Origin of the sequence: uncultured Aquimarina sp. (assembly GCF_947500065.1) — a bacterium.
GTDB lineage: Bacteria > Bacteroidota > Bacteroidia > Flavobacteriales > Flavobacteriaceae > Aquimarina.
This window is the reverse complement of the sequence record NZ_CANMQT010000002.1, coordinates 857,986-882,536: the sequence shown is the minus strand read 5'-3', so window position 1 is coordinate 882,536 and position 24,551 is coordinate 857,986. Positions and strand designations below refer to the sequence as shown.

Sequence of the window (24,551 nt, the reverse complement as noted above, 5' to 3'; positions counted from 1 at the left end):
AAAATTAAATTTTCATCCAACCAATACTACTTTGATCTTTTTCTTTAAAAACTAATAAGCACCAATCATCTTTTGTTTTAATCACTGTTGCATCTTCGCTTTCTATGACTCTTAGTTGATTTCCTTTTTTTAGATCTCCTGTACAAGGATCTTTTTTCTTTATATCATCTATAATGGGCTGAGTTCTTAAGATTCCTGAAACTATTTTTTGTTCGAATGTGGTATTTAACTTTGTTAATTTTGTATCTGTATGAAGTGCAATAATGTTCTCGGCAACAGTGTTGTCATTGTTAATTGCTAATTCTAATAACGACGTCTCGTTTAAACAACCTATAGCACTGCTTAAAACACAGATAGTTGTTTGTTTTCCTTGTTTTATGTCAATTAATGCGCCTGATCTATTCCATATTTCGACAAAATCACCATCTTGTTTTATCAATACTACAGTGGTTCGATAATGTCTGTTATCTTGGTAGATAATATCTTTTTGACCATCATTATTAACATCTACTAAATGTATGTTCTTGCTATTGGCATTAAACACAGCTGTGTCACCACTTTTAGTTAAAAAATTAGCGTTTTTAATTTCTGAAAAACTAATGCTATCTAGAGGGAACTCATAATCTAAAGGCGTTTGTAATAGTTGTAATTGTGCTTTTAAACTATTGTTTTGAGCGTACCCAGATAGGGTTGTCAATAGACATGATGTGCTGAAAAATAATATTTTAATCATTATCTAGTAATTTTTTATATACTGAACCATCAAATTTTAATACAGTTTTTTCGGTACTGATTTTTTCTTTAGAATCACATTCTCCATGTTCATCTTCAGTATTTTTAGTTTCGGTAATTTTACTTTTTATTAGTATATCAAAGTATCCATTCGTCTTTTCTTCAGAAATAATTAATGTGCTTTTAACATCTATAAATTCACCATAACAACTCGTATCCCATTCTCCTCCGTAGTCCATTACATGATAATTATGTAACACTTTTTTCAAAGTATCGTCTGATTTTACGAACAAGGAAATGGTTTTGTTGGCGTATGGATTTGCCCTAGATGACCCTACGTAATAAACTCGTATCCCAAAAGCCCTTTTGTCATCTGTAATGTTGTAAGGCGCTGTATCAATTGTGATTTCTCTTAACTCTATAGCATCTGAAGTCCATCCGTTTGTTTTATAACTTTCAAAGTATTTGTGTGTTATTTTCCTAGTCGTATTATTTACTAATACTACGTGACTATTAAGCTCTAAAAAATGCTCATCTTCTTCTCCTACAATTTCAGGAATAACAACAATGGTTTCATTGCTGTTATTTGGTTGGACTTTTGAAACAATTAAATCTGATTTAACTTTTTGTTTGTTTAAATTCAATTGCTGTATAACGCTGTTAGCAAGACTTGTATCATTAGGGTCAACATTTGGATTGGTTGAAGTAACAGGTTTAATTTTGCCTAGTGTATCAATTTCAAACACTTCTGTCGTTTCCTGTTTCTTATCTACCCAAAGGATGTTGTTAACTGTTAGTTTATTTTCCTCAATTTTCGATTCAATTCTTGACTGACCTTCTGCTATTTCATCATAAGAGATGATTTTAGAATCAGTAATATTTCCTTCTAAATCATAGTTAATCAATACTGATTCCATCTCATGATCGCCTTTCAGAATTGTTACTACAACAGAATGGAATGCTTTGGATATTTCTACTCTATATGAAGCGATTGCTCTATAATTGTAGCCTTCTTTATAAAAATCGGGATATATTTCTTCTAGTTTCAATCCTTTTTCGTCTACTTTTTTATAATCTTCTTTTTCTATAAAATCATCAAAATTTGTGTTATCGATTAAGGGAATTGATTTGGCTTTAATTTTATTGATTACACTGTGAAAACTTGAGTTTTCAAATTGACTTTTAAAAACAGCATCTTGTTGTATAAAGGTACCTTCTTGATATGGGTTTTGATATGAGTACGTGTGTTCAAAACTGGTATAATCTTCATCGTGAAGGTGTTTCGTATTCCAAACCTCACCATTGAAACTGTGTTTTACTTGCAGTTTAGCGGTGTCATAATTTTTTGCTTTTTCATATTCCTTAAGGTATTTCTGATAATCCTGTTTAGCACTCTTAATTGTCTTAACCAAAGAAATATAAAACTTAGATTCATTTTTCTTTTTCTTGTACAACATATAATTTCTAAAATTACTTCCGTATTGAACAATCCCTAATGAATCTCCTTTTTTGTATACAAATACCTTATTATGTAAATACAATCCATTTGTAAAATTATCTTTGGTATATCCCTCAACTTTTTTCTCATCACAGATTGCTAGTTTATAAAAATTACTTTTAAAGCTTCTAAAGATTCCAAAATCTCCTATTGGAGAAATGTCCTTTACTTTATAGGCTGAATAGAACCCGAAATCTGTTTCAGAAAGTCTATCTATAACAATAGCTGCTTTATACATTTCAAAGTTTTCTGAACCAATCATATGGTTTTCACCTTGTATCAATTCATATACTCCCGAAATATCTTCTATAGTATGTTCAGCAGTAGTACCTACTGCGTTTTCTACTTTAACAGCTGATGATTCTGCAGCTTGTTTAATAGTGTCTTTCTTTTCTTCTGTGTTTTTAGCACAAGAGATAAGCGTAAGTAGTATTAAGATATATAAGTTTTTCATCTTTTACACGAATTTAATAACGTATCTATTTTGATTCGTTTCGTTTCATTATAGTAATCTAGTTTTCCAAAGTAACTTGAACTATCTTCTTTACATGGCTGTATGCTGAATTTTGCCATTAGATATTCTGGGTAATATTCTAATAGTTCTGGCAACATACCACCTGGTTTTTCTTTGTGTTCGATAAAATAAGCAGTGCCGTTTTCTCCCCAGTCACCTTTGCTGTATTCATAAAAACGTAAGGTATAGGTTTCACTTTCTTTAGATGCTTCAGTACTCTTAAATTGGTTAATGCTCAACTGGATTACCTTTTCTCTTATGACTTTATTTACAGCGTTTTTATCTTTAACAGGATTTTTTATGAGGTATAAATCAGGATATACTTTAGATTGTATAAGCTCCATTTTTACAAAAAACAACCTATGGATAGTTACACTAAGAACAATACCTACTAATAAAAAAAGCATCCAAATAACCCTTGCTTTCCTCTGAAAAACCCATTTAAGAAGTTTAAAAAGCAGCAATAAACCTGTGATTGTTAGCACCAATAAGAAAATGATCATTAGTATTCCCATTTGTTTTTAGATGTTTTGTTTAGACTCCATTACTAATTCTTCAATTTTGTTAACTATTTCTATTCTATTTTGACTTTCAAACGTGGTTTCAGGTTCAAGGATTTCGGGAACTTTTTCTACTATCTTTTTCTTTGAGTTGTACTTTTCAACAAGGTTAAAAACTTCTAAAATGTATTTTCCATTCAAATCTCCTTTTGGATGCCAAATCAACTCTAAACATTTACCAATTTGAGTATTAGAAATAGAGAGTAATGTTGAACTAGAAAACTCATATAAACAATTGTCTTCGTTGATGTCTTGTTCACAAAACAAATTCCAATTAACTTTCCATCCTGAAGGTATTCTTAAGGCTTGTAATTTCATCTTAATTGTTTCATATCTCTAATTGTTTTTTAAACTCATCTGTTAGGTATGGTCTTAATTCTTCGATATTAAAATCTATAAAACCTTTTTGTAAGTATTGTCTATAGTAACCACCTTGCCCGTTATAATGAAATTTTAATTGCGTAACCTTTCCTTTGATAGGATCATAAATTATTTCAAGATTATTTAAATCTTCTAATTTAAAAGAGTTTCTAGTTTCTAAATGTTCTTTATACAAATTGTATTCATCAAGTTCTTCCTCATCATTTGTGTTTAACTTTTTTAAGTAACTCTTAATTTCAGAAGTATATTTACTATTATAATCGTTTAAAATTTTTGGTGGGTTTTTAAATATTTTATTATAGGTTATCCTTTCACCAGTTATTAAATTAAACGTGGCATATTTAAAATATTCATCAGGATTACTATATGCATTATAGGCATATTCGATATTTAGAATATTATATGTTTTAGATAAAACTTTATAACTTTCTGGAGTGTAATTACAATCTGAAAGATTGGCTTCTTTACAGAAATTATATAATTCAATTTTTTTGCGTATCCGCTCTTCAGGCTTTATAGAGTTTAAACTTTTATTTTCTGATAGACTTTGAATGTTTTTTAGAAGATTATTATTTTCAGAAGTCACTACTATCTCATTAAAATACATATAGGGAGTTAAAATTGAATCTGTTAACAATCCAACTTTAACGGTGTGTATCCTTTTATTTTTTTGTGCATAACAAGAAGAGAAACTAATTAAAGTAATAGTTAAAAATAAACAATAAATAAACCGGATAATCTCAATCAATCTGTGCTTCATCTTTTTATATCAGTTTTTACTTTTTTAGCTTTCTCTAATTTCTTTTTAAGTTCTGTATCATCTTTTCATTTAATAAAGAGACTTGAGTTCGCATACTGTTATCGAATTTCTAAATAACATCAATTGCTTTCTCTAAGATATAATGAATTATTCCTACCAAAAGCGTTATGAATATGATAACCAGAAAACGAATGATTATTCTTTTAGGATTATTTTTGAGTTTACTTTTTAGATAAAAAACATCAGTAAGTATATATAGCATAGCTATAATTGCTCCTATTATTGGTACTAGCTTATATATGGTAACATAATAAATCACAAGTCCTATTGCATCAATAGTACTATTTGAAGAATTTGGTTTTGACCCTACAATTAGTAGCACATATCCAAACGCAGAAAGGAATGATATTACTATCCAAATCAAATAATTAAAAACTTGTTTTAAAACATTCATAGCATATAATTAGACCTGTTGTTTCCTATTTTTTTGGTAACTGTTTCATTACTTATTTCAAATTCAAAAAACATATCATCCTTTTCTTTTAATAAGCGAATTCCACCTACATCAAAAAGTGAATAGTTCTTAGTATCATTGTCAAATTCAATTTCATCAAATTCAATTTCAATAATTCCCATATTTCTGACAACTTTTATAATTGAAGTTTGATCAATTAAGCCAGCTTCACCGTCTCTTAATCTATAATCCTCAATACGTCTTTCAAAACTGGTATTGGTAGCAAATTCGATTAACGCGAAAAAAGGCATTCCCATAGGGATTACACTTAAAATAATGAAGGCACCAACGATTCCTAAATACCATTTGAGCCACTTTTTATATGTAAAGAATTTTATTACTACGATTATGGTCATTATCAACCAAATCCAGAATAATATCTTATCACTTAATTGTCCTGACAATGAAACTCCTATAAAGACATACAGACAAAAATCAATTGCCAGCAATACGGTGATTATGATATACCCTTTTAACATGTTACTTTACCCGTTTTTAGATGTATGGTTTTAGATTTTCCATACCATACCTCTTCGTTTTCCATGTCCCAATCTATTTCAATACTGAACCATAAAACTCCACAATTCTTATTACTACTACTTTTACCTATCACTTTTCCGTACTTATTTTTCAGAATAATTTCTACAGGAGTGCTCTTGCCGCCATCTCCAATCGCTGTTGTTGAGAAAACACTATTTTCCCTTTTTACGACTAAGACATATTCACCATTTGGGCTGTTATAAGTTTCTAGCACTTTTTGTGCATCATAAAAATAAAAACCTAATCCGGTAAGAAGTAGTATTACGAGTATTGTATAAATCGATTTCTTCATTTTTATTTAAGGCATGCTCTATTTTTTGTTCATTAATTCCATAAGATTATATTTTTTATTTAGATCAGGAAGCGCTATTTCACCTAGATTTGTTTGCACTTCTGAAATACATATATCATCGTATTTAGTTCCTTTATAATAGGTGTTAGGCTCTAAAGTGATGTTATCATTTGTTTTAAAAGTAGTATTCACTGTAAACTCTTGAATTAATGGTGTATCTAGTAAAATTATAGTTTCTACATACGTATCATTAACATATACTTTCATTTCTTTAACTCTACCATTTTCATAAAACAGTGCTTTTGATTTAACATACCCATTGATTAAACTCAATTTTATGGGATTCATAATAATCTCATCAGGTTTAAGTAGGTTCTTGTTTGAATATTCGCCTTCTAAATAGGATTTATCTGCACTTAAATCTAGTAGTAAATCAATCTTCACTTTTGAATTCGGCTTAAAAACAAAGGCTGATAAATATTGAGTATCTGATAAATTTGTAAATGGATATTTTTCATCATTAAAATTAGAGCTAATTTTAAAAAATAAATTTTCATTAAAAGTTAGATCAGTATTCGAGCAACATCTTCCGAACATTTTATTTGACCATACGTCTACTTCATCTATTTTCTCATGTTTGTAATAATCAAAAATAGTGGGCAACTCTTCCTCCATATATTGTTTCAATTCACCAATGCTTATAGAATCAACGGTAGCTAATTTAGGTTTGTTTTGCTTTAAAAATGTTTCATCTCCATCTATATCATCATGATCAAACAAATCGTTTTTAAATAGCTTATATACTATATGCTGTTTTGCAGTACTTAAATTAGAAGCAAAATCAGCATCATACTGCGGATGTGGTGAATCGAAAAGAAAAAACAAGACCGATTTAGCCTCAGGATCATTTAGGTCATTTATTAAATAATACTTCTGTTTTTCTTTGATATAATTTATAGACTTATCCCGAAAATAATTAACTCCATCTGCTTCCCATTTTCCATTAGTACAAACCCCAATGATATTGCTTTCGTGTTTTTTGTATTTCGCCTTATTCAGTAAATCAAACCAATAATTAATGTAATCATTACAAGCTTCGTATAATTTTTCAGGCTCATTAGTGACTGCATTCCACCCAAAATAACTGTGAAATTGATTAAAATCTTTCGGGAAGTGATTTAAAAATTTTGTTTCATTCTTGGTTACGAAACTCTGTTGTAAATTCAGAATATCAACTTCATGTTGAGACCAATTTTTACAACATACAAAAATGAATAGAAGTAAACTTAGTAATAATTTATTCATAAACTTTAGTTATAAGTAAGTTGAAATTACGAATGCAACATTGTTTTATTTTAAGTAAGATACTCCAAAATTTTATTTTTTCTTTTGTTTAAGAAACGGTTTGATTGAAAAAACAATTCCTAAAAAGACTAATATGTACATTCCGTAATTAGACAGTAATTTACCAAAATTGGTTTTTAAAATAACAGGATTATTTCTATCATAATTAATTGTAATAGTATCTCCTACTGATTTCGTACTTCCTAAGTACGGAATTATAGAAAGTTGCACATTTCCTAATTGTTCTCTACCATTCTCTAAATTAAATTTCACAATAGCAGTTTCTCTCATGTAGCGGCCTCTGTGTTTATTAATTTCTGTAATCTTTCCTTCTGTTTTAATCCATTCTTCTTCTTGTGAAAAACAATTGGCAGTCAATAATAGCAATGCAAAAATTAGTAAAGATTTCATTAAGCAGTGATTTTACTAAATACATTTTCCATTTCTTTAAAGGCTTTATTCTGAGCAGGAGCAAGTATTACATCTTTAATTTTTCCAGTAACTATTTCTAATATGTTTTGATATCTTTTCTGGCTTTTTCCAAAATAAGCATTCATCATTTTATTAGGTATAATGTAATTCATTTTTAGTGTGTTTTCATTTTGAAAATACACCTTCATTCCATGCATTGAGCTTTTTTTAAGAATAAGACATTGTGCTGTTTGTCCATTTTCATCTGTTCTATGTTCCCAAGTATCATATTCCTTGTTACTCTCAAGAGTAGATGCCGTTTTTAAATAATCATGAAGCGCATCTAGTGAATTATATTCGTTCTTAATTTTGATTGTTTTTTCCATTTGTATAAAGTTTTAGAATGAAGTGATTTATTTTTTTGATTTGATTCAAATAGTTTAAACCACTTCAGTTTCTAATGTTAGTTTTTTATGTTTTATTCTTTTACAATTTTTAACACACTGTTTGTTCTAGTACCTATTACTTTCACTAAATAAACACCAGGTTTTTCATTAGACAGGTCTACATTAATCTTGGAAGAATTTACTTTTGACGAAAAGATTAATTCTCCGAATAAACTGTGTATTTGGATTTCAGTAGTACTACCAATTAATGAATCAGACACCTCTATGGTAGTCGATGATTTTGTAGGATTCGGATATGCACTAATCAAAATCTCATCAGTATTTGACTCTTCGTTTAGGTTTTTAGATTCACAATATCTTAGTTGAGAATGACTAATTCTATTTTTGGGTAATAATGCTTTTTTCGCTCTCCAAAATCGATATCTAAGATTCATATGTGTATGAAAACCTATTATATCTGATGGTTTCCCTTGGGTTAGACTTGAACTTCTTGAATCATAATCTACTAGTTTGCCGTTCAAATAGTCTGCTTTATCTGGAATTGGATTCGGAAAAAATGATGTAGTTATTTCTGAACCAGTCCACCATCCGCTAGGCCCTGAATAGTCAAAAGAAGATCCATTCGATTCAAAAACATGCATTGTAGGTATACCATTATAATCATAAAAAACAGCAATATCATCATAGTTTTTCCCATCGCGATCTATATTAAGTGACACAACTCGTTTAGATATTTTAGAGGCGGTATACCCTGTTGCACCCCACCATCCAATAGAACTTTGGTAGTCAAAACCTGTTCCTCCTGATAACCATACGTGAATTCTGGTTTCTCCATTACCGTAGTCATAAAATGCTGCAATATCATCTACAGTACCATCACGATCAAAATCGCCAGAAACCACACGATCTGTAACTCTAGTAGCTGTATAACCAGTACTATTCCACCATCCTTGACTACTGGAATACACAAAAGTACTTCCGTTGGATCGAAACGTATGAATTCTAGTTTCTCCATTCCCATAGTCGTAAAAAGCAGCTATATCATCCCAATATCCATCATTATCAAAATCACCCGAAACTACTCTTCCTGTTATTTTATCAGGATCATATCCGTTCAAAGAATACACACTACTCTGAGTAAACGTAGGGTGTGAACTGTGTCCATCGCTCTTAAAAAGATCGAAACGCATACTGAAAACACCTGTTTTATTGATTAAAATGAAATCATCTATATGACCATCGTTATCAAAATCCCCTCTAAGCATTCTCCCATTGACATTTGCTAAATCATAATCAATGAAATTAGTACCGTTTTTTAAAATGCGCTCTCCATTACCGTTGCTTACCAAAACATCAATTTTAAAATCTCCCATAAATTGCCTGTTCCATAGCATCACAACATCATTAATCACTTTATCTCCAGAGTTTTTTTGAGTAAAATTACCCGAGACTACATAATCTTCGTACCAGAATGGTTGAGTAGCACAGTCTTGAGCCGCTAGCGAGTTCATTATTAATAGTGTAATTCCTAAGTTTTGTAATATTTTTTTCATGATTTTTAATTTTAAAAGTTAATGTTTGAATTGTACCTTTTTACATTTTTATTTACGGGAATAACTAGTTCTTTTTACTTTAGTTTTTAGAATAAAACATCCTAATTTTCTCTCCTAATAAATACAAACAACAACGATTATTGTTTTTGTTTTTTAATAATCCATTTTAATGAGTTCTCCATTTAGTTTATAAATAAACCTAAAGTTTGTACCTCCATTTTCTGGTTTTAGATTAACATAATATTCAGCTTTAGAGATATCCCCGTTTTTTGGAAAAAAGATATGAGCAGTGCTTAATATTGGATTTTCTATCTTTTTTTCATCCTTTAATTGTTTTCTAGATTTCTCAACTAATTCTCCTAATTTTGAAAGGTTAACTTCATCGTTTAATTGAAACATAAAATCTGCTGCTTTACTTCCTTCTGGAACTTCTAAAGATATTTCTGAATTCTGCATCCAATTACCTTGTGTAAAATTCCATTGTCCCATTTTTAAAGATTCTGGTGCATCCGTAATAGTTACTCCAATAATATTTCCGATTGAATTATTGTAGGTAATTGTTAAATCCGTTAAATAAGGATCATCACCAAATTTGCTTTTAATTTCTTTTTCTATGGCTTCAAATCCTTTTGCATCCGCTGATTGCTCACTTGTTCCAATTCCACATGAAAACAATGTGAAAATCGCTGTCGTTAATACGAGTAGTTTAATTTCAAGTTTCATTTTTATCTGTTTTATAGCACCAAATTATTATACGATGCCTTATAATTTCAGATAAAAGTATAGCGTGATATCCTATTATTAAATAGGGAATCCATATTCAAATACGTTGAAGTAATAAGTGATGTGTTTACGTTGATAAGCGTTTTTACATAAACAAAGAGAAGTATGTTTTACTTTTTATTCCAAGTAAAAAGGCGTGTTATAAAGTTTTCCTTTTTGCGAGTAGAAACAGGAATTTTTTTACCATTTTTTAAATAAATGACCCCGGATTTATCATATTTCTCAATAAATTTCAGATTGACAATAAATGATTGATGTGGTCTTGTAAATGAGTGTTGCGTCAGTTGCTCCTCAAATTCTTTTATTGATTTTGAGGCTAGATGTTTTTTACCATTATTCAAGTAAAAAGTAGTATATCCTTTATCTGACTCACAATACATTAACTCTTTTAAATCAATAATTTGAAAAGAATCTTGCAGCGATAGTATTAATGTGTCTGAATCATTACTAAACACTTGTTTTGCTGTCTTTATTTGTTGCTTTTGAGTATTAACAGACAGTTTACTTACCTTGTTTAAAGCATCTTTAAGCTCTTCTATATCTACAGGTTTCAAAAGGTAGTCAACAGCTCCAATTTTTAAAGCTTTCAGCGCATATTCTTCGTAAGCGGTAATAAATATTACTTTGAAATGGAGGTTTTCGGTTTCATCCAAAAAATCAAAACCAGTACCGTCCGTAAGATTAATGTCTAAAAAAATTAAATCGGGTTTGCAAGCATTTGCAACTACCACTGCTTCTTTTACCGACTCACATTCACCTATTACTTCTACTTCTGTTTCTAACAATTGTAACAAATTCAGTAAGCCTTTTCTAATATATGCCTTGTCTTCAACGATTAATGCTTTCATTATACCATTTCTATTTTATAAGGAATTACTAAGGTAACTATTGTTCCTTGCTTATTGTATTTCTTTCTATCTTCGACAGTCACAGAGCCTTTCACTTTAAAATCTTTAGACAACATTTTTAATCGTTCAGAAGTTATCGTTGTTGCCAATGATTTTTTATGTCTATTTTCTTTTTCTTGATTAGCATCAATTCCAATCCCATTATCCTTAATTATACACCTTAACTCTTTATTTGCATACGTAAGAAGTATATCAATTACCCTATTCTCTTTTCGATTTTTAAAACCGTGCTCAATAGCATTTTCAATAAACGGTTGAATCAGCATTGGCGGTATTTTAAATAAGGAACTGTCTATTATATCATCTACTAAAACAGTATATTCATAAGCTTGTTCTGCTTCCATATTCTGAAGCTCTAAATAGCTTTCTACAGCAATTAATTCCTGAGTAAGAGACACTGTTTTATCTCTAGAGTTTTCTAAAGTAATACGGAGTAATTTGGAAAATTTTGATAAATACGAAACGGATTTTTTTTCTTCTTTATTTAGAATCATGCCTTGCAGTACTGAAAGCGAATTGAAAATAAAATGAGGTGTCATTTGTGAGCGCAGCAACTTTTGTTCAATTGCTATATTTTGGGTTTTAGATTTTTCATTTCTTAATTTTAAAAAGAAAATAATGGCTCCCAAAATTAAAATTGTTAGTAAAAAAGCAATTACACCAAGTAATAAGTTTTGTCGAGATTTTTCTAAATTTTGAAAAGTAGTGTTTACCGTTTTCGTTAACTTTAATTCTCTTTTCTCTGCAGACTCTAGTTCATTTTTGTATTTATACTCATATTCTATTTGTGTAATTTTCTGAATATTTTCCCTATTAAAAAGACTGTCATTTAATACTTTTAATTGTTGATTACTCGCAAAAGCTTTTTTGTGCTCCTTTAGTTGATTATTTATTTTAAATAGTAATTCATAAGAATCTCGTTCGTGTGCTAAAAACTTGTATTTCTTTGATAACTGAGCTCCTTTTTCTGCATTAACCAACGCTAACTCATAATCTCTCATGTAGAAATATACAGTCGACATACCAATATAAGATGCTACCAAGTCATACTGTTTTTGATTAGTAGAAGTAATTTTATTCGATTCTTGGAAACTAGTTAAAGCTTCTGGATATTTTTTGATTCCCAAATAGGCATGACCTAAACCATTAAGACTGATAGCTAACTGTTCTGTATTCTTAATTTTTCTGCTAAGTTTAATTACTTCGATAAAATAAGGAATAGCGATAGCAAACTCTTTGTTATCGACATAAATTCCGGCCATATTATTTTTTATGGCATTAATGGTTTTGATATTGCGACTAGCCTGTTGGATATTTAGCGCCTGATTATAAAAGCTCAATGCCTTATCATACAATTTCTGTTGTCTATAAACATTTCCAACATTATTTAAAGACTGAAAAACACCTAAGGAATCCCCAGATTTTTTGGCAACTTCTAATGACTTATTATGATATTCTACAGCCAGAGGATAATTTCCTTGATCTTCATGCACTAAAGCGATAGCGTTTAAACAACTTAGTATACCATATTGATTTTCATCCTTTTTATATGAATCTAGTGCTATTTCAAAATTAGTTAAAGCTTCTTTGTTTTTACCTGTATCAGCATAAATACTACCTATGTTATAAAGATAATTAGGAATACCCTTTTTTACACCAAGTTCTTCATTTATAGTTAAAGCTTTTTTATAATATTCGAGAGCAAGTTTAAGATTACCTGTATACTTATTTAGAACTCCTACAGCATTATAACAACCAGCTAGTCCTTTTAAATCGTCTATTCTAGTATATAGTGTTATTGCTTTGTTATAGTAATCGGTAGCTGTTTCAAAATCTGACTGTTCCATATAAGTAATCCCTTTCATATAAAAACTACGAGCTTTTCCTTTTATAGATTTTATCTCATCAGCAAGTTGTCCAGCCTGTTCTGCATACGTTAATGACTGAGAAGGATTGTTCCTGTAGTGATAATAAGCTAAGTGATTCAGAATTTTTACTCGGACAGTATCTTTTTGAAGATGAATTGATAATTCATTTTTTAAGCTATCTATTTTTCTATTTTGGGATAAAATAGTGGTAGAAAAAAACAAAAAACATAATAAACAGCCAATAGATGTATTTATAATTTTCATAAAATAGAATAACTGTTGTTAAAACTTTCTAATCAAAAATAAGGGTTTGTTGCACTAATCTTATTGATTACACTAAAATTTTCAAATATGAAACCGTGCTATTCAATCTTATTTTATAGGTTTTGATAGCAACATTAAGAGGGAGTTCCTGGCAGGGTTGCTAGATTTTGAATATATAATAATTTTGTTATTATTATAATGGCTGCTAATTACGAAGAAGTATTCCGAAAGGTCCGGAATGTGATAAAGTTGCTAAACAAATACTTAAAAATAATTTCAGTCAACAGTGATATAGAGAAAAACCTATTGAATCACATTGCTCGTCATAGTGATTTGAAAACTATATTAAACTACCGCCAATTTTATTCATAGAGATGCTGATGAAGCCCTAGGTGTTATTGTTAATTTTTAGTATTTATTATTGACTACTTCAATCCCAATTTAGCCATTCTGTATTCCAAAGTAGTCGGCTTAATACCCAATAGTTTTGCCGCTCCCTTATCTCCGCGTATACGCCAATTTGTCTTTTTGAGGGTTTCTAAAATGGCTTCACGTTCTTTATTCTCTTGTTCTTCCTTGATAGCTTTAATATCAAAGTTTCCGTAACCCTGTTTTTCTTTGGATAATCTTCTTTTCGATTTTAAAGGCACCAATTCTCTAGCCCATGATAAGGCTTTTCCTTGATTTAAAATACAGGCCTGTTCCACTAGATTCTCCAGTTCGCGTATGTTTCCTGGCCAATGGTACACTAATAACTCTTGCATTGCTTTTTCTTTGATACCTATAAAATTCGTGTTAAGCTTGTTACAATACTTTTGCGCAAAAAAGGTGGCTAACAAGGGAATGTCTTCCATGCGTTCTCGTAATGCTGGCATTCGAATAGGAAAAACATTCAATCGATAGTAAAGGTCTGATCTGAACTTGCCTTTTTCTGATTCTTTTAATAAATTCCTATTGGTGGCAGCTATAATACGAACATCTACTTTAATGGTCTCTTTTCCTCCCAACCGTTCGATCTCTTTTTCTTGGATGGCACGTAGTAATTTAGCTTGTAGTTCTAATGGCATTTCACCGATCTCGTCTAGAAATAAAGTACTCTTATTGGCGAGTTCAAATTTACCGATCCTCCGCTCAAAGGCTCCCGTAAAACTTCCTTTCTCATGCCCGAAGAGCTCGGATTCTATTAGTTCCTTAGGCAAGGTGGCACAGTTGACCTTTACAATAGGTTTCTTTTTACGATCAGATCTATTATGTATAGCACGAGCAATCAGTTCCTTACCTGTACCTGTTTCCCCTTCGATCAGTACGGTAGCATCAGTATGCGCAACCATTTCCACGCTTTTAAAGATCTCCCTTAATAAAGGGCTGTTTCCTATGATTTCCTCAAAGTTATGTTCGGTCTTGACCTCTTCAATAAGATAATCTCGCTCCAGTTGTAGTTCCTGGTTCAGTTTTACAATCTGCTGTTTCTTGGTCAAATTATCCAAAGCCACACCTAACTGATCAGAAATGGATTTAAACAGGGGAATATCCTTTTGCCGATACCCTTCCTTGTTCTTGGTCCAAAAACATAGCATCCCAATGGTGCGTTCCGAGTTTTTTAATGGCCCTGCAATAATAGACGTAAAGGGCTCTTTTTTGGTAAACTCAAAATCAGGATGATCAAAGCGCTCATACAATTCAGAAACATCATAAATAACAGGAGTATTCTCAGCAAAATCAGCTACTACTTTCGTCATTTGTTTCCAGCCTGATAATCCAGCGTTCTTTATATCCTTATTCACATCACTCACTAAACCATAATCTATGATATAATCTTTTTCCAGCTTATTTTTAAAATCTAGAGCAAAAAAACCAGCCTCATCAAATGGAAATACTTCTTTGATAATTCCAAATAGAGTGTCAACCAGTTCTCTCTCGGTAGCAATGGTGCTGATTGCCTCACTGGTTTTTAATAGGTTCTCTACTTTTTGTTTTTCGAGCAATATTTGCTCCTTAGCAAGTAAATCTCTGACTGCCAAAGCAACCTGTTCGGATATTGCCTGAAAGAACGGGAAGTCCTTTTCCGAAAAAAAATCTTCTTGTTTGGCATTAAAGCAAAGCATTCCGAAGGTTTCTTTTCCACTGCGCAGTCCAATGCCTATGATTTGGCGCAGACCAGCATCGTACATGATATCAAATTGTGGATGGGGCCATTTTTTCTGATCCTTTTTAATAGTAAAAAGTTGTGGATGGTCAGTGGAAGATAAAAAATCGACAGCACTGTCTTTGTGCGTAAACCGACCTAGTAGATTACTTGTTATGAGCTCTTTTTGCGAGGTATCTTCATCTCCCAAGATATCGATATCATCCAGTATCTCATAATGCTCGTTTAGTTCTTTATCAATGATAAAAAGACCCGCAGAGTCAAATCGAAAGATAGGTTGGATCGTTTCAAAAATCACTTTAAGTAATTCCCCTCGATCTTGTATTTTAGTTGCGGCTTTACTGATTTTCAACAGATCTTCTATTCGTTTTTGCTGTAGTAATATTTCTTCATTGGCTATTATATTGCTTACGGCTATAGCCAATTGGTTTCCGATAGCCTCAAATAGCTCAAAATCTTTTTCTGTGTAAAAACCTTCTTCTTTACTGTTAAAACAGAAAAAACCGATTTTCTTGTCATTAACGATAAGTGAGCCTGTAATCATTTCCTTTAGACCATGTGCTTTCATCAATTCCCACTGGGGATTCGAATAAATTTTCGACTGAGCCTCCACATTATATATACCTGGGGTTTTGGCATAAAAAAAAGTATCGGGATGGTTTCCTGTATAGGCAAAAGGTCCTAATAGATCATTTGTTGCCAAAGAATCCTGTAAGTCATTTTGAGATAATACACCTTCTTCCAAAATCTCCCAAAAAATATCCAACTCGTGATTAATTAGGAATAATCCTGCATTGTCAAATGGGAAGATAGGCTTTATGGTGTCGTAAATCGTCCGTAATAAATCTTTACCAGTGATATTATTAAGTAAAGCGGTGCTTATTTTAAGCAACTCTTTAGAGTATAATTTGTCACTACTTTCTTTTTTCTTCGGCATGGCCATTTCAAACTTTATTTACAAAATTATTAAATAATATAACAAAATCTCCAAAAAATTGGATTTTTAAATGTTTTCATTAATAGAAAACTTAACTAAAATTTAATCAAAAAACAAACACAAAGATTTGACTGTCAGTAATTTAAATTAATTCTTAAATAACTGTTCACTAATGGCACGATTCTAGAAAAGCAGAGAACACATAGAAATGTATTAGAAATGAAAATTATTAACTCAGATACAATATAGACCACGAAAGCGCATAAGGTATTTTTAGTTCTATAATTCGTAGATGAAATTATCTTATTGGTAGATTAGTTTTGACATTGTTCTTTTTTGCTTATAAATTCATTATAAACAATACTCTTTTTCGCAAGAGTTAATCAAGTGACCATTTTTTATAACCTTAAAAGCTATGTGTAAAAAGTATATCATTTTTATTTGGACTTATCATACTCATTATTAAAGACATAAAGCTAAGATGTATGGTTATAAATTATTTATCTATTTATAAAGATGCACATCATACAGAAGATATCAAAAAAAACAAATCAAACTAAAACTTAAAACACACACAATGTATTCAACACTAAAAATCAAATTCCTACTTCTAATTATGTGTTTATCACTACTGATTTCTGAAGCAGCTTTGAGCCAAGTAGGAAAACCGGAATCTTATAAAATTAATATTTCACAAGAAAAGCTAAACCGGGTATTGACACAATTTGAAAACACAAAATTCCCCGACAAACTCGCTACTGGCAAATGGGATCTAGGCACTAGCAGCAATTTTATGGAAACCTTTAGAACCTTTGTTCTGAAAGAGTACGATTGGCGCATAGAAGAGGAAGCTCTGAACAAATTTGATCAATTTCGAGTAAACATAGACGACTATAATATTCACTATTATCATGTTAAAGGGGAGGGAGATAATCCTAGACCTGTAATCTTATCCCATGGCTGGCCTGGGTCAGTATTCGAATTTCTTCACATTATTGAAAGGTTGACACAACCCTCCAAATTTGGAGGCAACTCTGAAGATGCTCTTACAGTAGTAATTCCTTCTGTCCCAGGTTTTGGCTGGTCGACATTAGCCAAGAATAAGGTGATAGGACCAAAAACTACGGCAGATCTATATCACAAATTGATGACCCAAGTTCTAGGATATCAAAAATTTGGTGCCCAAGGGGGCGATATTGGATCATTGATTGTTTCGCAATTAGCAGCAAGATATCCGGAAAATGTAGTGGGTCTTCATATGAACATTATTCCATGGGATTGGAAACAACCCGAAAATCGCACCTCGGAAGAACAGGCATGGTTCGATGATGGTCAAAAATTTCAAAGGGCACAATTCGATTACTTTTTTATGCAGGCGCAAGAACCTACCACGGTTGCTTTTGCACTTCATGATAATCCGGTGGGTATTGCCGGGTGGATATTGGATAAGGCCTATTCATGGACAGACCACAAAGGGGATCTTACGACGGCCATTTCGATGAAAGACCTGGCCACTTTCGTGATGATTTATGCACTTACCGATACCATAGACAGTTCAGTTTGGTGGTATCACGGAATTTTCTTAGAAAACAACGGGATATTTCATCCCACCCCTGGAAAAAAGGTAAACGTTCCCACGGCCTTTGCCAACTTTCCAAAGGATTTGAAAAACGCCATGCCCCCACGTTCTTGGGTGGAAGACGAATACCAAATTGTACGATGGACCGAAATGTCTGGCGGAGGTCATTTTGCCGCCGTAGAAAAACCAGCGCTCTTTGTTAAGGACGTACTTGAATTTTTTAGTAAGGACATTAAAAAATAACAACAATTAAATTGTATGTAACGAAGAATGAATTTAAAGGTCGCAAGGTTAAAGAGAAAATGCTATCACATCCAATTTTTGGTTGCGATCTTTTTTTTACTGAATGTTAGTTATCTAAATGCGCAAAATACCTCTGTGGCTTGGGATAGTTTAACATGGACATATGACATAACAGCTTCTGGATTTATTAGTGATGATGGTAATCAGCGGGTATTATTCAATAATCTAGGTGTTTTTACTGTAGGTAATAGCGCATGGTCCGATCGTGTGGTAATGAACTACCAGGTAGGAAAAGTAAGGAGAGAAATTAAAGAGAATGATTTTTTTACATATAACATTTTTAGATTAAACCCTACGGACAAATACTTCCCACTGGCTATAGGTGGATTCGAATTAAGTAACACAAGAGCTATTGATTTTAGATGGTTTTCAGGTATCGGTGGTGGTATACATCTAATAGATAAAGAGAATTTCAAGCTAGAGTTTACAACCACCATCATACATCAGAGAACTAATTATGATTTAACCTTTGATGATCGTATAAATGGAATAACTGACGACACTGAAAATTCTTGGAGAATTACCCCTCGCTTATTTGGTTTGGTTCAATTATCAAAAGGACCAAGATTTGAATACGAATGCTGGATACAACCCTCCTTGGAAAAATTCGATGATTATCACGCCTATGGAAATTTTGCCCTCTTAATTCCTGTAATCGAAAAACTTTTTGTGAGGCTTGGATGGATTATGACCTATGAATCGATAGTTACAACTTCTAGTCCCAAGTTTGACTCTATTATCAATATTGGTTTCACCTTTAAAAACGGTATATAAGAATGAATTTATTTTTAAAAAAAATAGTATTAGTTAAAAATCCAAAATGGCAAAGACTAGTTTTATTGACTACAATGTGCCTAGTACTTTTAGTAAGCATGGTACGATGCAAATTAAACAACAATAATGGGTATGTCTCAATAGATGAAAACTCAGTAAAAGAAGAATCATTACAGTATTTTAAGGAAATAACCAAGGTATTGCGACATCCTAGATGTATCAATTGCCATCCAAACGATAACCATCCGAGACAAGGAGATGATATGCACAAGCATCTTTTTAATGTGCAACGTGGACCTGAGGATAGTGGAATGACTGGAATGAAATGCACAAGCTGTCATCAAGCTTCTAATAATCTGGTTTCTGGAGTACCAGGAGCTCCTCAACCTAATGATTCTTTGGTATCACGATGGCACCTAGCTCCACTTTCTATGGGTTGGATAGGTTTGAACGATGTTGAACTGGGAGCTCGATTGCTAGATAAGAAACAAAACGGAAATATGTCACCAAAGGATCTGGTAGAGCACATGAGGGATGACCCACTGGTATTATGGGGTTGGAATCCTGGGCCAGGTCGAGAACCGATACCAATTTCACATGATGAATTTGTAGAGATATTGGAAAAATGGTTGGAAACGGGAGCTGAAGTACCAAAAAATAAAGATTGATAATTATGAAATCAAACAATAAGATAAACGTAACAAAAGTTTCTCGTAGAGGTTTTTTAAAAACAACTGGGTTAGCGACAGGCGGTCTTTTGCTTCAAGGATTTTATTTACCTCTAGGAGAAGATAACCCCGTAGCTCAAATTGTTTTAAATGCTTTTGTGAAAATTGACAAAGACAATGGGATTACCCTTGTTTCTCACCAAGCAGAAATGGGGCAAGGAATAAGAACTACGTTACCCGCCATCCTTGCAGACGAGTTAGATGCGGATTGGGACAAGGTAAGTATCGAAAGAGGCCTTACAGATCCTGCTTTTCAAAATCCAAAGTTCAAATTTCAGTTTACAGGTAATGCAGAAAGCGTTAGAGCCTTCCACGATGTGTTACGGATGACCGCTGCTACAGCACGAGAGATGTTGAAAGAAGCTGCTGCTTTAGAATGGAAAGTATCAGTTAACGACCTTATCACTAAGAAGAGCTATATATTTCTTAAGGGAACTACTAAAAAAGCACCTTATGGCGATTTTGTTGAAAAAGCGAATACACTTAAACCACCTAAAAACCCAACTTTAAAAAAGCGTAGCGAATGGAAACTTGTTGGAAACAAATCGTTGCCTAGAGTAGATATACCTGATAAAGTGACTGGTAGGGCTGAATTTGGCATCGATGTAGAACGTCCAGGAATGGTTTATGCAGTCATTGAAATGTGTCCATATTTTGGAGGAAAGATAAAAGAGATCAAGGAGAATAATATGCGAGACATGCCAGGTTTTGTCGACTTAATTAGAATGCCGGTAGCTAATCCAGTAGTTGCATACCGCCCTGGGTTTCCAAAAAAAGAAGGTGTTGTTGTTGTGGCAGAAAGTTACTGGCAAGCTAGAAAGGCATTAGATGCAATTACCATTATTTACGATTCAGGACCAAATAGTAAAATGGATAGTGATTCTTTGTACAATACCTATGAGAAAAAGATGTCTGGCTCAGAATGGTTCGAGACCTTAAACGAAGGTAATTCTGAAGCTATCATAAATGGAACGGAAAACACTCATGAAGCCCAATATTATAGTGCATGGCAAAGTCATGCTACCATGGAACCTATGAATGCTACAGCTAAAGTAACAGGAGACAAAGTAGAGGTTTGGGCACCTACCCAAGGTCAAGAAATGGCAGAGATTTTAGTATCTCAGGAATTAGGATTTGTTAAAGAAAATATTACTATCAATCGCACGTATTTAGGAGGAGGTTTTGGGAGGAGATTGCTAGCAGATTATATCTATCAAGCTGTTTTTGTGGCGCAAAAAATCCAAAAACCGGTTAAATTACTATGGTCCAGAGAGGATGATATGCAGCATGACTTCTATAGACCTGGAGTAATGCAAAGTTTAAAAGCATCATTAAATGAGCAAGGATATCCGACAGCATTGGACTTAAAACTTATATCACCTTCTGTAATCCAAGCGGCAACGGCCTATGCCCATGTATATGAAGGAGAAGATTTTTCAATTATAGAAGGTGCCAAAGAAACACCTTATCATTTTCCTAATTATCGAATGCGTACACATTTATTACGAATTCCACCTCCTGCCTCGGTTTGGAGAACTACTGGCTATGGACCAAATGTTTTTGCTGTAGAGTGTTTTATAGATGAATTGGCCTCAAAAAGCAATATTGATCCAATCACATATCGGAAAAATTTAGTGACTGAGAAACGCTCAAAAGCTGTACTGGATGCAGTGGCTAAAGCCTCGAACTGGTATGGTCCAAAAAGGAAAGGCCATTATCACGGAGTAGCTATTACACATTCTTTTGAATCCTTTGTAGCACAGACGGTGGAGATCTCAATAGATGCTTTCGGAATACTGGATATACATCAGGTTACTACAGCTATAGATTGTGGTACAGTGCTGGATGTAGGGATATCAAAAGCATCTATAGAGAGTGGTATTGTTTGGGGGTTGACTGCAGCATTAACTTCTGAAATAAATTTTAAAGATGGTCGAACAGCTGAAAGTAATTTTAACGATTATACCATATTGGCAATGCCTGAATTTAACCCTAAAATAGAAACCATTTTTGTAAACAGTGGAGAAAAAATAGGTGGTATCGCAGAGTCAGGACCTATCTGTACAGCTCCAGCACTTTGTAATGCCATATTCGCCGCAACCGGAGAACGCTTTAGAAGTTTGCCTTTAAAAAAGCATGGTATTTATACCCGTTACTATTCAGAGTTTCTTCCCATCTCGCAAAAACCCATTAAAAAATTTACAGCATTATGATAAAATTCAAAATAAATGGTACAATTACAGAAGTCCAAGATGATCCGGAAACTCCGTTACTATGGGTGATTAGAGATAGTGTAGGCCTCAAGGGAACAAAATTTGGCTGTGGTAAAGCATTTTGTGGTGCTTGCTCAGTGCATGTAGAAGACCAAGTGGTACGGTCCTGTTCATTCCCTCTTAAGTATGCAGCAAATAAATCAATTACAACTATCGAAGGAATTTCTGATGGACAAAAATTGCATCCTGTACAAAAAGCTTGGATAGAAGAACAGGTACCTCAATGTGGGTATTGTCAATCCGGCTTTATAATGTCTGCAGTCAAACTGTTAGAAAAAAAACCAAACCCAAGTGATGAAGATATTAATAACTCTGTAACCAATCTATGTAGATGTGGAACTTATAGTAGAGTAAGAAAGGCTATACACAAATCAGCAGAATTAATAAAAAAAGAACGGAATTAAAATTGAAAAGCAAACCAACTTAGAATATATAATCTATTTTTTCTGGATTGCTAAAACTAATTATTTAAGACCCGATGAAATCATTTGAGCTAAAGAACATCTTAAACTTTTATCAAGATTCAGAAAACAAGGGGATCAAAACAGTTTTGGTCTCATTAGTTGGATTAGATGGCTCTTCTTACAGGAAACAAGGTGTGAGAATGGTAATCGCTCAAGATGGTACTATGATGGGAGCCATAAGCGGCGGTTGTGTAGAAAAGCAGTTATATCGCAGTGCTCTTAGTGTTTTCGATAAAAATATATCTAAAGTGATTTCCTATGATGGAAGATATAAATTAGGATGCGAAGGATTTTTATATATTTTGATTGAGCCTTTTCATTTAGATAAGAATGATTGTTTATTAATTTTAAATACAATTGAAAAAAGGGAATCTTTTGAAATCGTCTCTTTTTATAGAAAAATGGATGAAATCGAGGGCAATTTCGGATCCCTCTTTTATATCAAAGGGATAGAAATTTCAATTAATCAATATTTTGTTCTTCCTGAAGAAAATTATTTTGAAAAGTTTAATCAGACCATCAATCCTGATATTCAGCTTGTAATTATCGGCTCTGAACACGATGCAATAAAACTCTGTAGAGCTGCTTCATTTTTAGGCTGGAATGTTATCGTTATAACATCTAGTAAAAACCCTGAAAACAGAATTAATTTCCTTGGTGCAAAAGCCGTAAAATTCGAACCTCCTGAAACGATCAATTTTAATTTTATTGATTCATATACATCAGTTGTATTAATGACACATAGTTTCTCTCAAGATTTTCAGTACTTATTAAAATTGGCTCCTGCTCCACCTAAATATATAGGTATATTGGGGTCTACCAAGCGGAAAATGCAATTAGAAAATCAGATACTAGATTTTTTGCCAAATGCCGAATTGTCTTTTTTGGACTGCATTTATAGTCCTGCAGGACTACCTATAGGCGCAGAAACTCCAGAGGAAATCGCTGTTTCAATAATAGCTGAAATAACATCAATAATGAGTAACAAAGGTTCAGTAACACTGGACACAAGTTTTGTAGGATAATTTCAGCACATATAAATAAAATAAATGGTAAATAAGTATAAGTACACTAACAGAAGATATAAAAACACTAGAAGTAAAACTATGTATTAAAAGACTATAGAAAAAGTATGAAAAGTAAACATATTATCATAGTAGGAGCGGGTCCGGGAATCAGCATGTCGGTCGCTAAAAAATTCGGAAAGGAAGGTTATGTAATCTCTTTGATTTCACGTTCTGCTGACAAGCTCATACAATATAGTGCAGAACTGAACAAGCTAGGAATCCGTAATTCGGTCTTCGAGGCAGATAGTAGTAACTATAAAATGCTGGAGCATCAAATCAATCTGGCTGTCATCAAACAAGGTGCACCTAAAATGGTATTGTATAATGCTTTTAAGGCCTCAGGAGGAACTGCACTGAGCTATAGCACTGATGATTTTCATAAAGATTTCGATATCAATGTGATGGGTGCTCTAAGGGTCACCAAAATTGCGCTACCTAATATGATTAATAATGGTGGAGGCAAGCTATTGTTTACAGGTGGTGGACTTGCCCATTATCCGCATGAGGATTATGCTTCACTTAGTATTGGAAAAGCTGCGTTGTTGACTTTAGTAAAATTGTTGTCACAAGAAGTCCAATCAGAAAAAATCCAGATAGGAACCTTAACCATCATGGGTTTCGTAGCAGTAGGAACTTTTTATGATCCAGATAAAATTGCCGAAGTGTATTGGAATCTTTTCAACACAAATTCTGATAGTTGGAACACTGAAACTTTGTACCATGAGAACAAAAGTAATTTACTACAAGATAAATGATATTCTAAGACCCATCTTATTCTGTACTAGGGTTAAAAAAAGCTTAATAGAAATGTAAAGTTCTGTCTTTGATAGTGAAGGGAACGGAAATCGAGCCGGCGACCTTCTGTTTATGAGCCTGAATAATCAATGACGTGAATAACTTTATTTTAATATATGCTTATTAGAAATATACAAAGCTATACTTAAAAAGTAT

General features: G+C 32.6%; 23 protein-coding genes. 7 read left to right on the top strand and 16 right to left on the bottom strand.

What is annotated here, in order from left to right; genetic code table 11:
• Nucleotides 1-4 precede the first annotated feature (4 nt).
• The 16 genes from Q0975_RS09285 to Q0975_RS09210 form a co-directional block, all read right to left on the bottom strand.
• Nucleotides 5-733, bottom strand: a complete 729-nt coding sequence (locus Q0975_RS09285; protein WP_299435580.1) for a hypothetical protein — start codon at nucleotides 731-733, stop codon at nucleotides 5-7.
• The gene (locus tag Q0975_RS09280; protein WP_299435578.1) at nucleotides 726-2,684 is read right to left on the bottom strand and encodes a hypothetical protein; all 1,959 of its coding nucleotides are present in this window, start codon (nucleotides 2,682-2,684) and stop codon (nucleotides 726-728) included. The genes Q0975_RS09285 and Q0975_RS09280 overlap by 8 nt, the downstream gene beginning before the upstream one ends.
• On the bottom strand, nucleotides 2,681-3,259 hold the full coding sequence (locus Q0975_RS09275) for a hypothetical protein (protein WP_299435576.1): 579 nt from the start codon (nucleotides 3,257-3,259) through the stop codon (nucleotides 2,681-2,683). Before Q0975_RS09275 ends, Q0975_RS09280 begins: the two co-directional genes overlap by 4 nt.
• A 6-nt stretch (nucleotides 3,260-3,265) precedes the next feature.
• The gene (locus Q0975_RS09270; RefSeq protein WP_299435574.1) at nucleotides 3,266-3,622 is read right to left on the bottom strand and encodes a hypothetical protein; all 357 of its coding nucleotides are present in this window, start codon (nucleotides 3,620-3,622) and stop codon (nucleotides 3,266-3,268) included.
• A 10-nt stretch (nucleotides 3,623-3,632) separates the two neighbouring features.
• Complete coding sequence (locus tag Q0975_RS09265; RefSeq protein ID WP_299435572.1) at nucleotides 3,633-4,292, bottom strand: hypothetical protein; 660 nt, start codon at nucleotides 4,290-4,292, stop codon at nucleotides 3,633-3,635.
• Between the two features lie 262 nt (nucleotides 4,293-4,554).
• Nucleotides 4,555-4,899: a hypothetical protein gene (locus Q0975_RS09260; RefSeq protein ID WP_299435570.1), complete on the bottom strand. Its 345-nt coding sequence runs from the start codon at nucleotides 4,897-4,899 to the stop codon at nucleotides 4,555-4,557.
• On the bottom strand, nucleotides 4,896-5,438 hold the full coding sequence (locus tag Q0975_RS09255) for a hypothetical protein (RefSeq protein ID WP_299435568.1): 543 nt from the start codon (nucleotides 5,436-5,438) through the stop codon (nucleotides 4,896-4,898). The genes Q0975_RS09260 and Q0975_RS09255 overlap by 4 nt, the downstream gene beginning before the upstream one ends.
• Nucleotides 5,432-5,791 carry a hypothetical protein gene (locus tag Q0975_RS09250; RefSeq protein ID WP_299435566.1) on the bottom strand — a complete coding sequence of 120 codons (360 nt, stop codon included), beginning with the start codon at nucleotides 5,789-5,791 and terminating at the stop codon, nucleotides 5,432-5,434. Before Q0975_RS09250 ends, Q0975_RS09255 begins: the two co-directional genes overlap by 7 nt.
• 18 nt (nucleotides 5,792-5,809) lie before the next feature.
• A complete protein-coding gene (locus tag Q0975_RS09245; RefSeq protein ID WP_299435564.1) occupies nucleotides 5,810-7,096 on the bottom strand; it encodes a hypothetical protein in 1,287 nt (428 codons plus the stop codon).
• 72 nt (nucleotides 7,097-7,168) lie between these two features.
• Nucleotides 7,169-7,546, bottom strand: a complete 378-nt coding sequence (locus tag Q0975_RS09240; RefSeq protein WP_299435562.1) for a DUF3592 domain-containing protein — start codon at nucleotides 7,544-7,546, stop codon at nucleotides 7,169-7,171.
• A complete protein-coding gene (locus Q0975_RS09235; RefSeq protein ID WP_299435560.1) occupies nucleotides 7,546-7,932 on the bottom strand; it encodes a hypothetical protein in 387 nt (128 codons plus the stop codon). The genes Q0975_RS09240 and Q0975_RS09235 overlap by 1 nt, the downstream gene beginning before the upstream one ends.
• Nucleotides 7,933-8,024: 92 nt before the next feature.
• Nucleotides 8,025-9,506, bottom strand: coding sequence for a T9SS type A sorting domain-containing protein (locus Q0975_RS09230; protein ID WP_299435558.1), 1,482 nt, complete (start codon nucleotides 9,504-9,506; stop codon nucleotides 8,025-8,027).
• A 153-nt stretch (nucleotides 9,507-9,659) separates the two neighbouring features.
• The gene (locus Q0975_RS09225) at nucleotides 9,660-10,229 is read right to left on the bottom strand and encodes a hypothetical protein (protein ID WP_299435556.1); all 570 of its coding nucleotides are present in this window, start codon (nucleotides 10,227-10,229) and stop codon (nucleotides 9,660-9,662) included.
• A gap of 170 nt (nucleotides 10,230-10,399) precedes the next feature.
• Nucleotides 10,400-11,137, bottom strand: coding sequence for a LytTR family DNA-binding domain-containing protein (locus Q0975_RS09220; RefSeq protein ID WP_299435554.1), 738 nt, complete (start codon nucleotides 11,135-11,137; stop codon nucleotides 10,400-10,402).
• Nucleotides 11,137-13,329, bottom strand: coding sequence for a tetratricopeptide repeat protein (locus Q0975_RS09215; protein ID WP_299435552.1), 2,193 nt, complete (start codon nucleotides 13,327-13,329; stop codon nucleotides 11,137-11,139). The genes Q0975_RS09220 and Q0975_RS09215 overlap by 1 nt, the downstream gene beginning before the upstream one ends.
• Before the next feature lie 425 nt (nucleotides 13,330-13,754).
• Nucleotides 13,755-16,418, bottom strand: a complete 2,664-nt coding sequence (locus Q0975_RS09210; protein ID WP_299435550.1) for a sigma 54-interacting transcriptional regulator — start codon at nucleotides 16,416-16,418, stop codon at nucleotides 13,755-13,757.
• A gap of 571 nt (nucleotides 16,419-16,989) precedes the next feature.
• Here Q0975_RS09210 and Q0975_RS09205 point away from each other — a divergent pair.
• The 7 genes from Q0975_RS09205 (at nucleotide 16,990) to Q0975_RS09175 (ending at nucleotide 24,355) form a co-directional block, all read left to right on the top strand.
• Nucleotides 16,990-18,234, top strand: a complete 1,245-nt coding sequence (locus Q0975_RS09205; protein WP_299435548.1) for an epoxide hydrolase family protein — start codon at nucleotides 16,990-16,992, stop codon at nucleotides 18,232-18,234.
• A 27-nt stretch (nucleotides 18,235-18,261) separates the two neighbouring features.
• A complete protein-coding gene (locus Q0975_RS09200; RefSeq protein ID WP_299435546.1) occupies nucleotides 18,262-19,068 on the top strand; it encodes a DUF481 domain-containing protein in 807 nt (268 codons plus the stop codon).
• A 2-nt stretch (nucleotides 19,069-19,070) separates the two neighbouring features.
• Nucleotides 19,071-19,736 carry a hypothetical protein gene (locus tag Q0975_RS09195; protein ID WP_299435544.1) on the top strand — a complete coding sequence of 222 codons (666 nt, stop codon included), beginning with the start codon at nucleotides 19,071-19,073 and terminating at the stop codon, nucleotides 19,734-19,736.
• Nucleotides 19,737-19,741: 5 nt separating this feature from the next.
• Nucleotides 19,742-22,009 (top strand): molybdopterin cofactor-binding domain-containing protein, encoded by a 2,268-nt coding sequence (locus Q0975_RS09190; protein ID WP_299435542.1) that lies wholly within the window; start codon nucleotides 19,742-19,744, stop codon nucleotides 22,007-22,009.
• A complete protein-coding gene (locus Q0975_RS09185) occupies nucleotides 22,006-22,473 on the top strand; it encodes a (2Fe-2S)-binding protein (protein ID WP_299435540.1) in 468 nt (155 codons plus the stop codon). Before Q0975_RS09190 ends, Q0975_RS09185 begins: the two co-directional genes overlap by 4 nt.
• Before the next feature lie 74 nt (nucleotides 22,474-22,547).
• Nucleotides 22,548-23,558 carry an XdhC/CoxI family protein gene (locus tag Q0975_RS09180; protein WP_299435538.1) on the top strand — a complete coding sequence of 337 codons (1,011 nt, stop codon included), beginning with the start codon at nucleotides 22,548-22,550 and terminating at the stop codon, nucleotides 23,556-23,558.
• Nucleotides 23,559-23,665: 107 nt separating this feature from the next.
• A complete protein-coding gene (locus Q0975_RS09175; protein ID WP_299435536.1) occupies nucleotides 23,666-24,355 on the top strand; it encodes an SDR family NAD(P)-dependent oxidoreductase in 690 nt (229 codons plus the stop codon).
• Nucleotides 24,356-24,551: the final 196 nt, after the last annotated feature.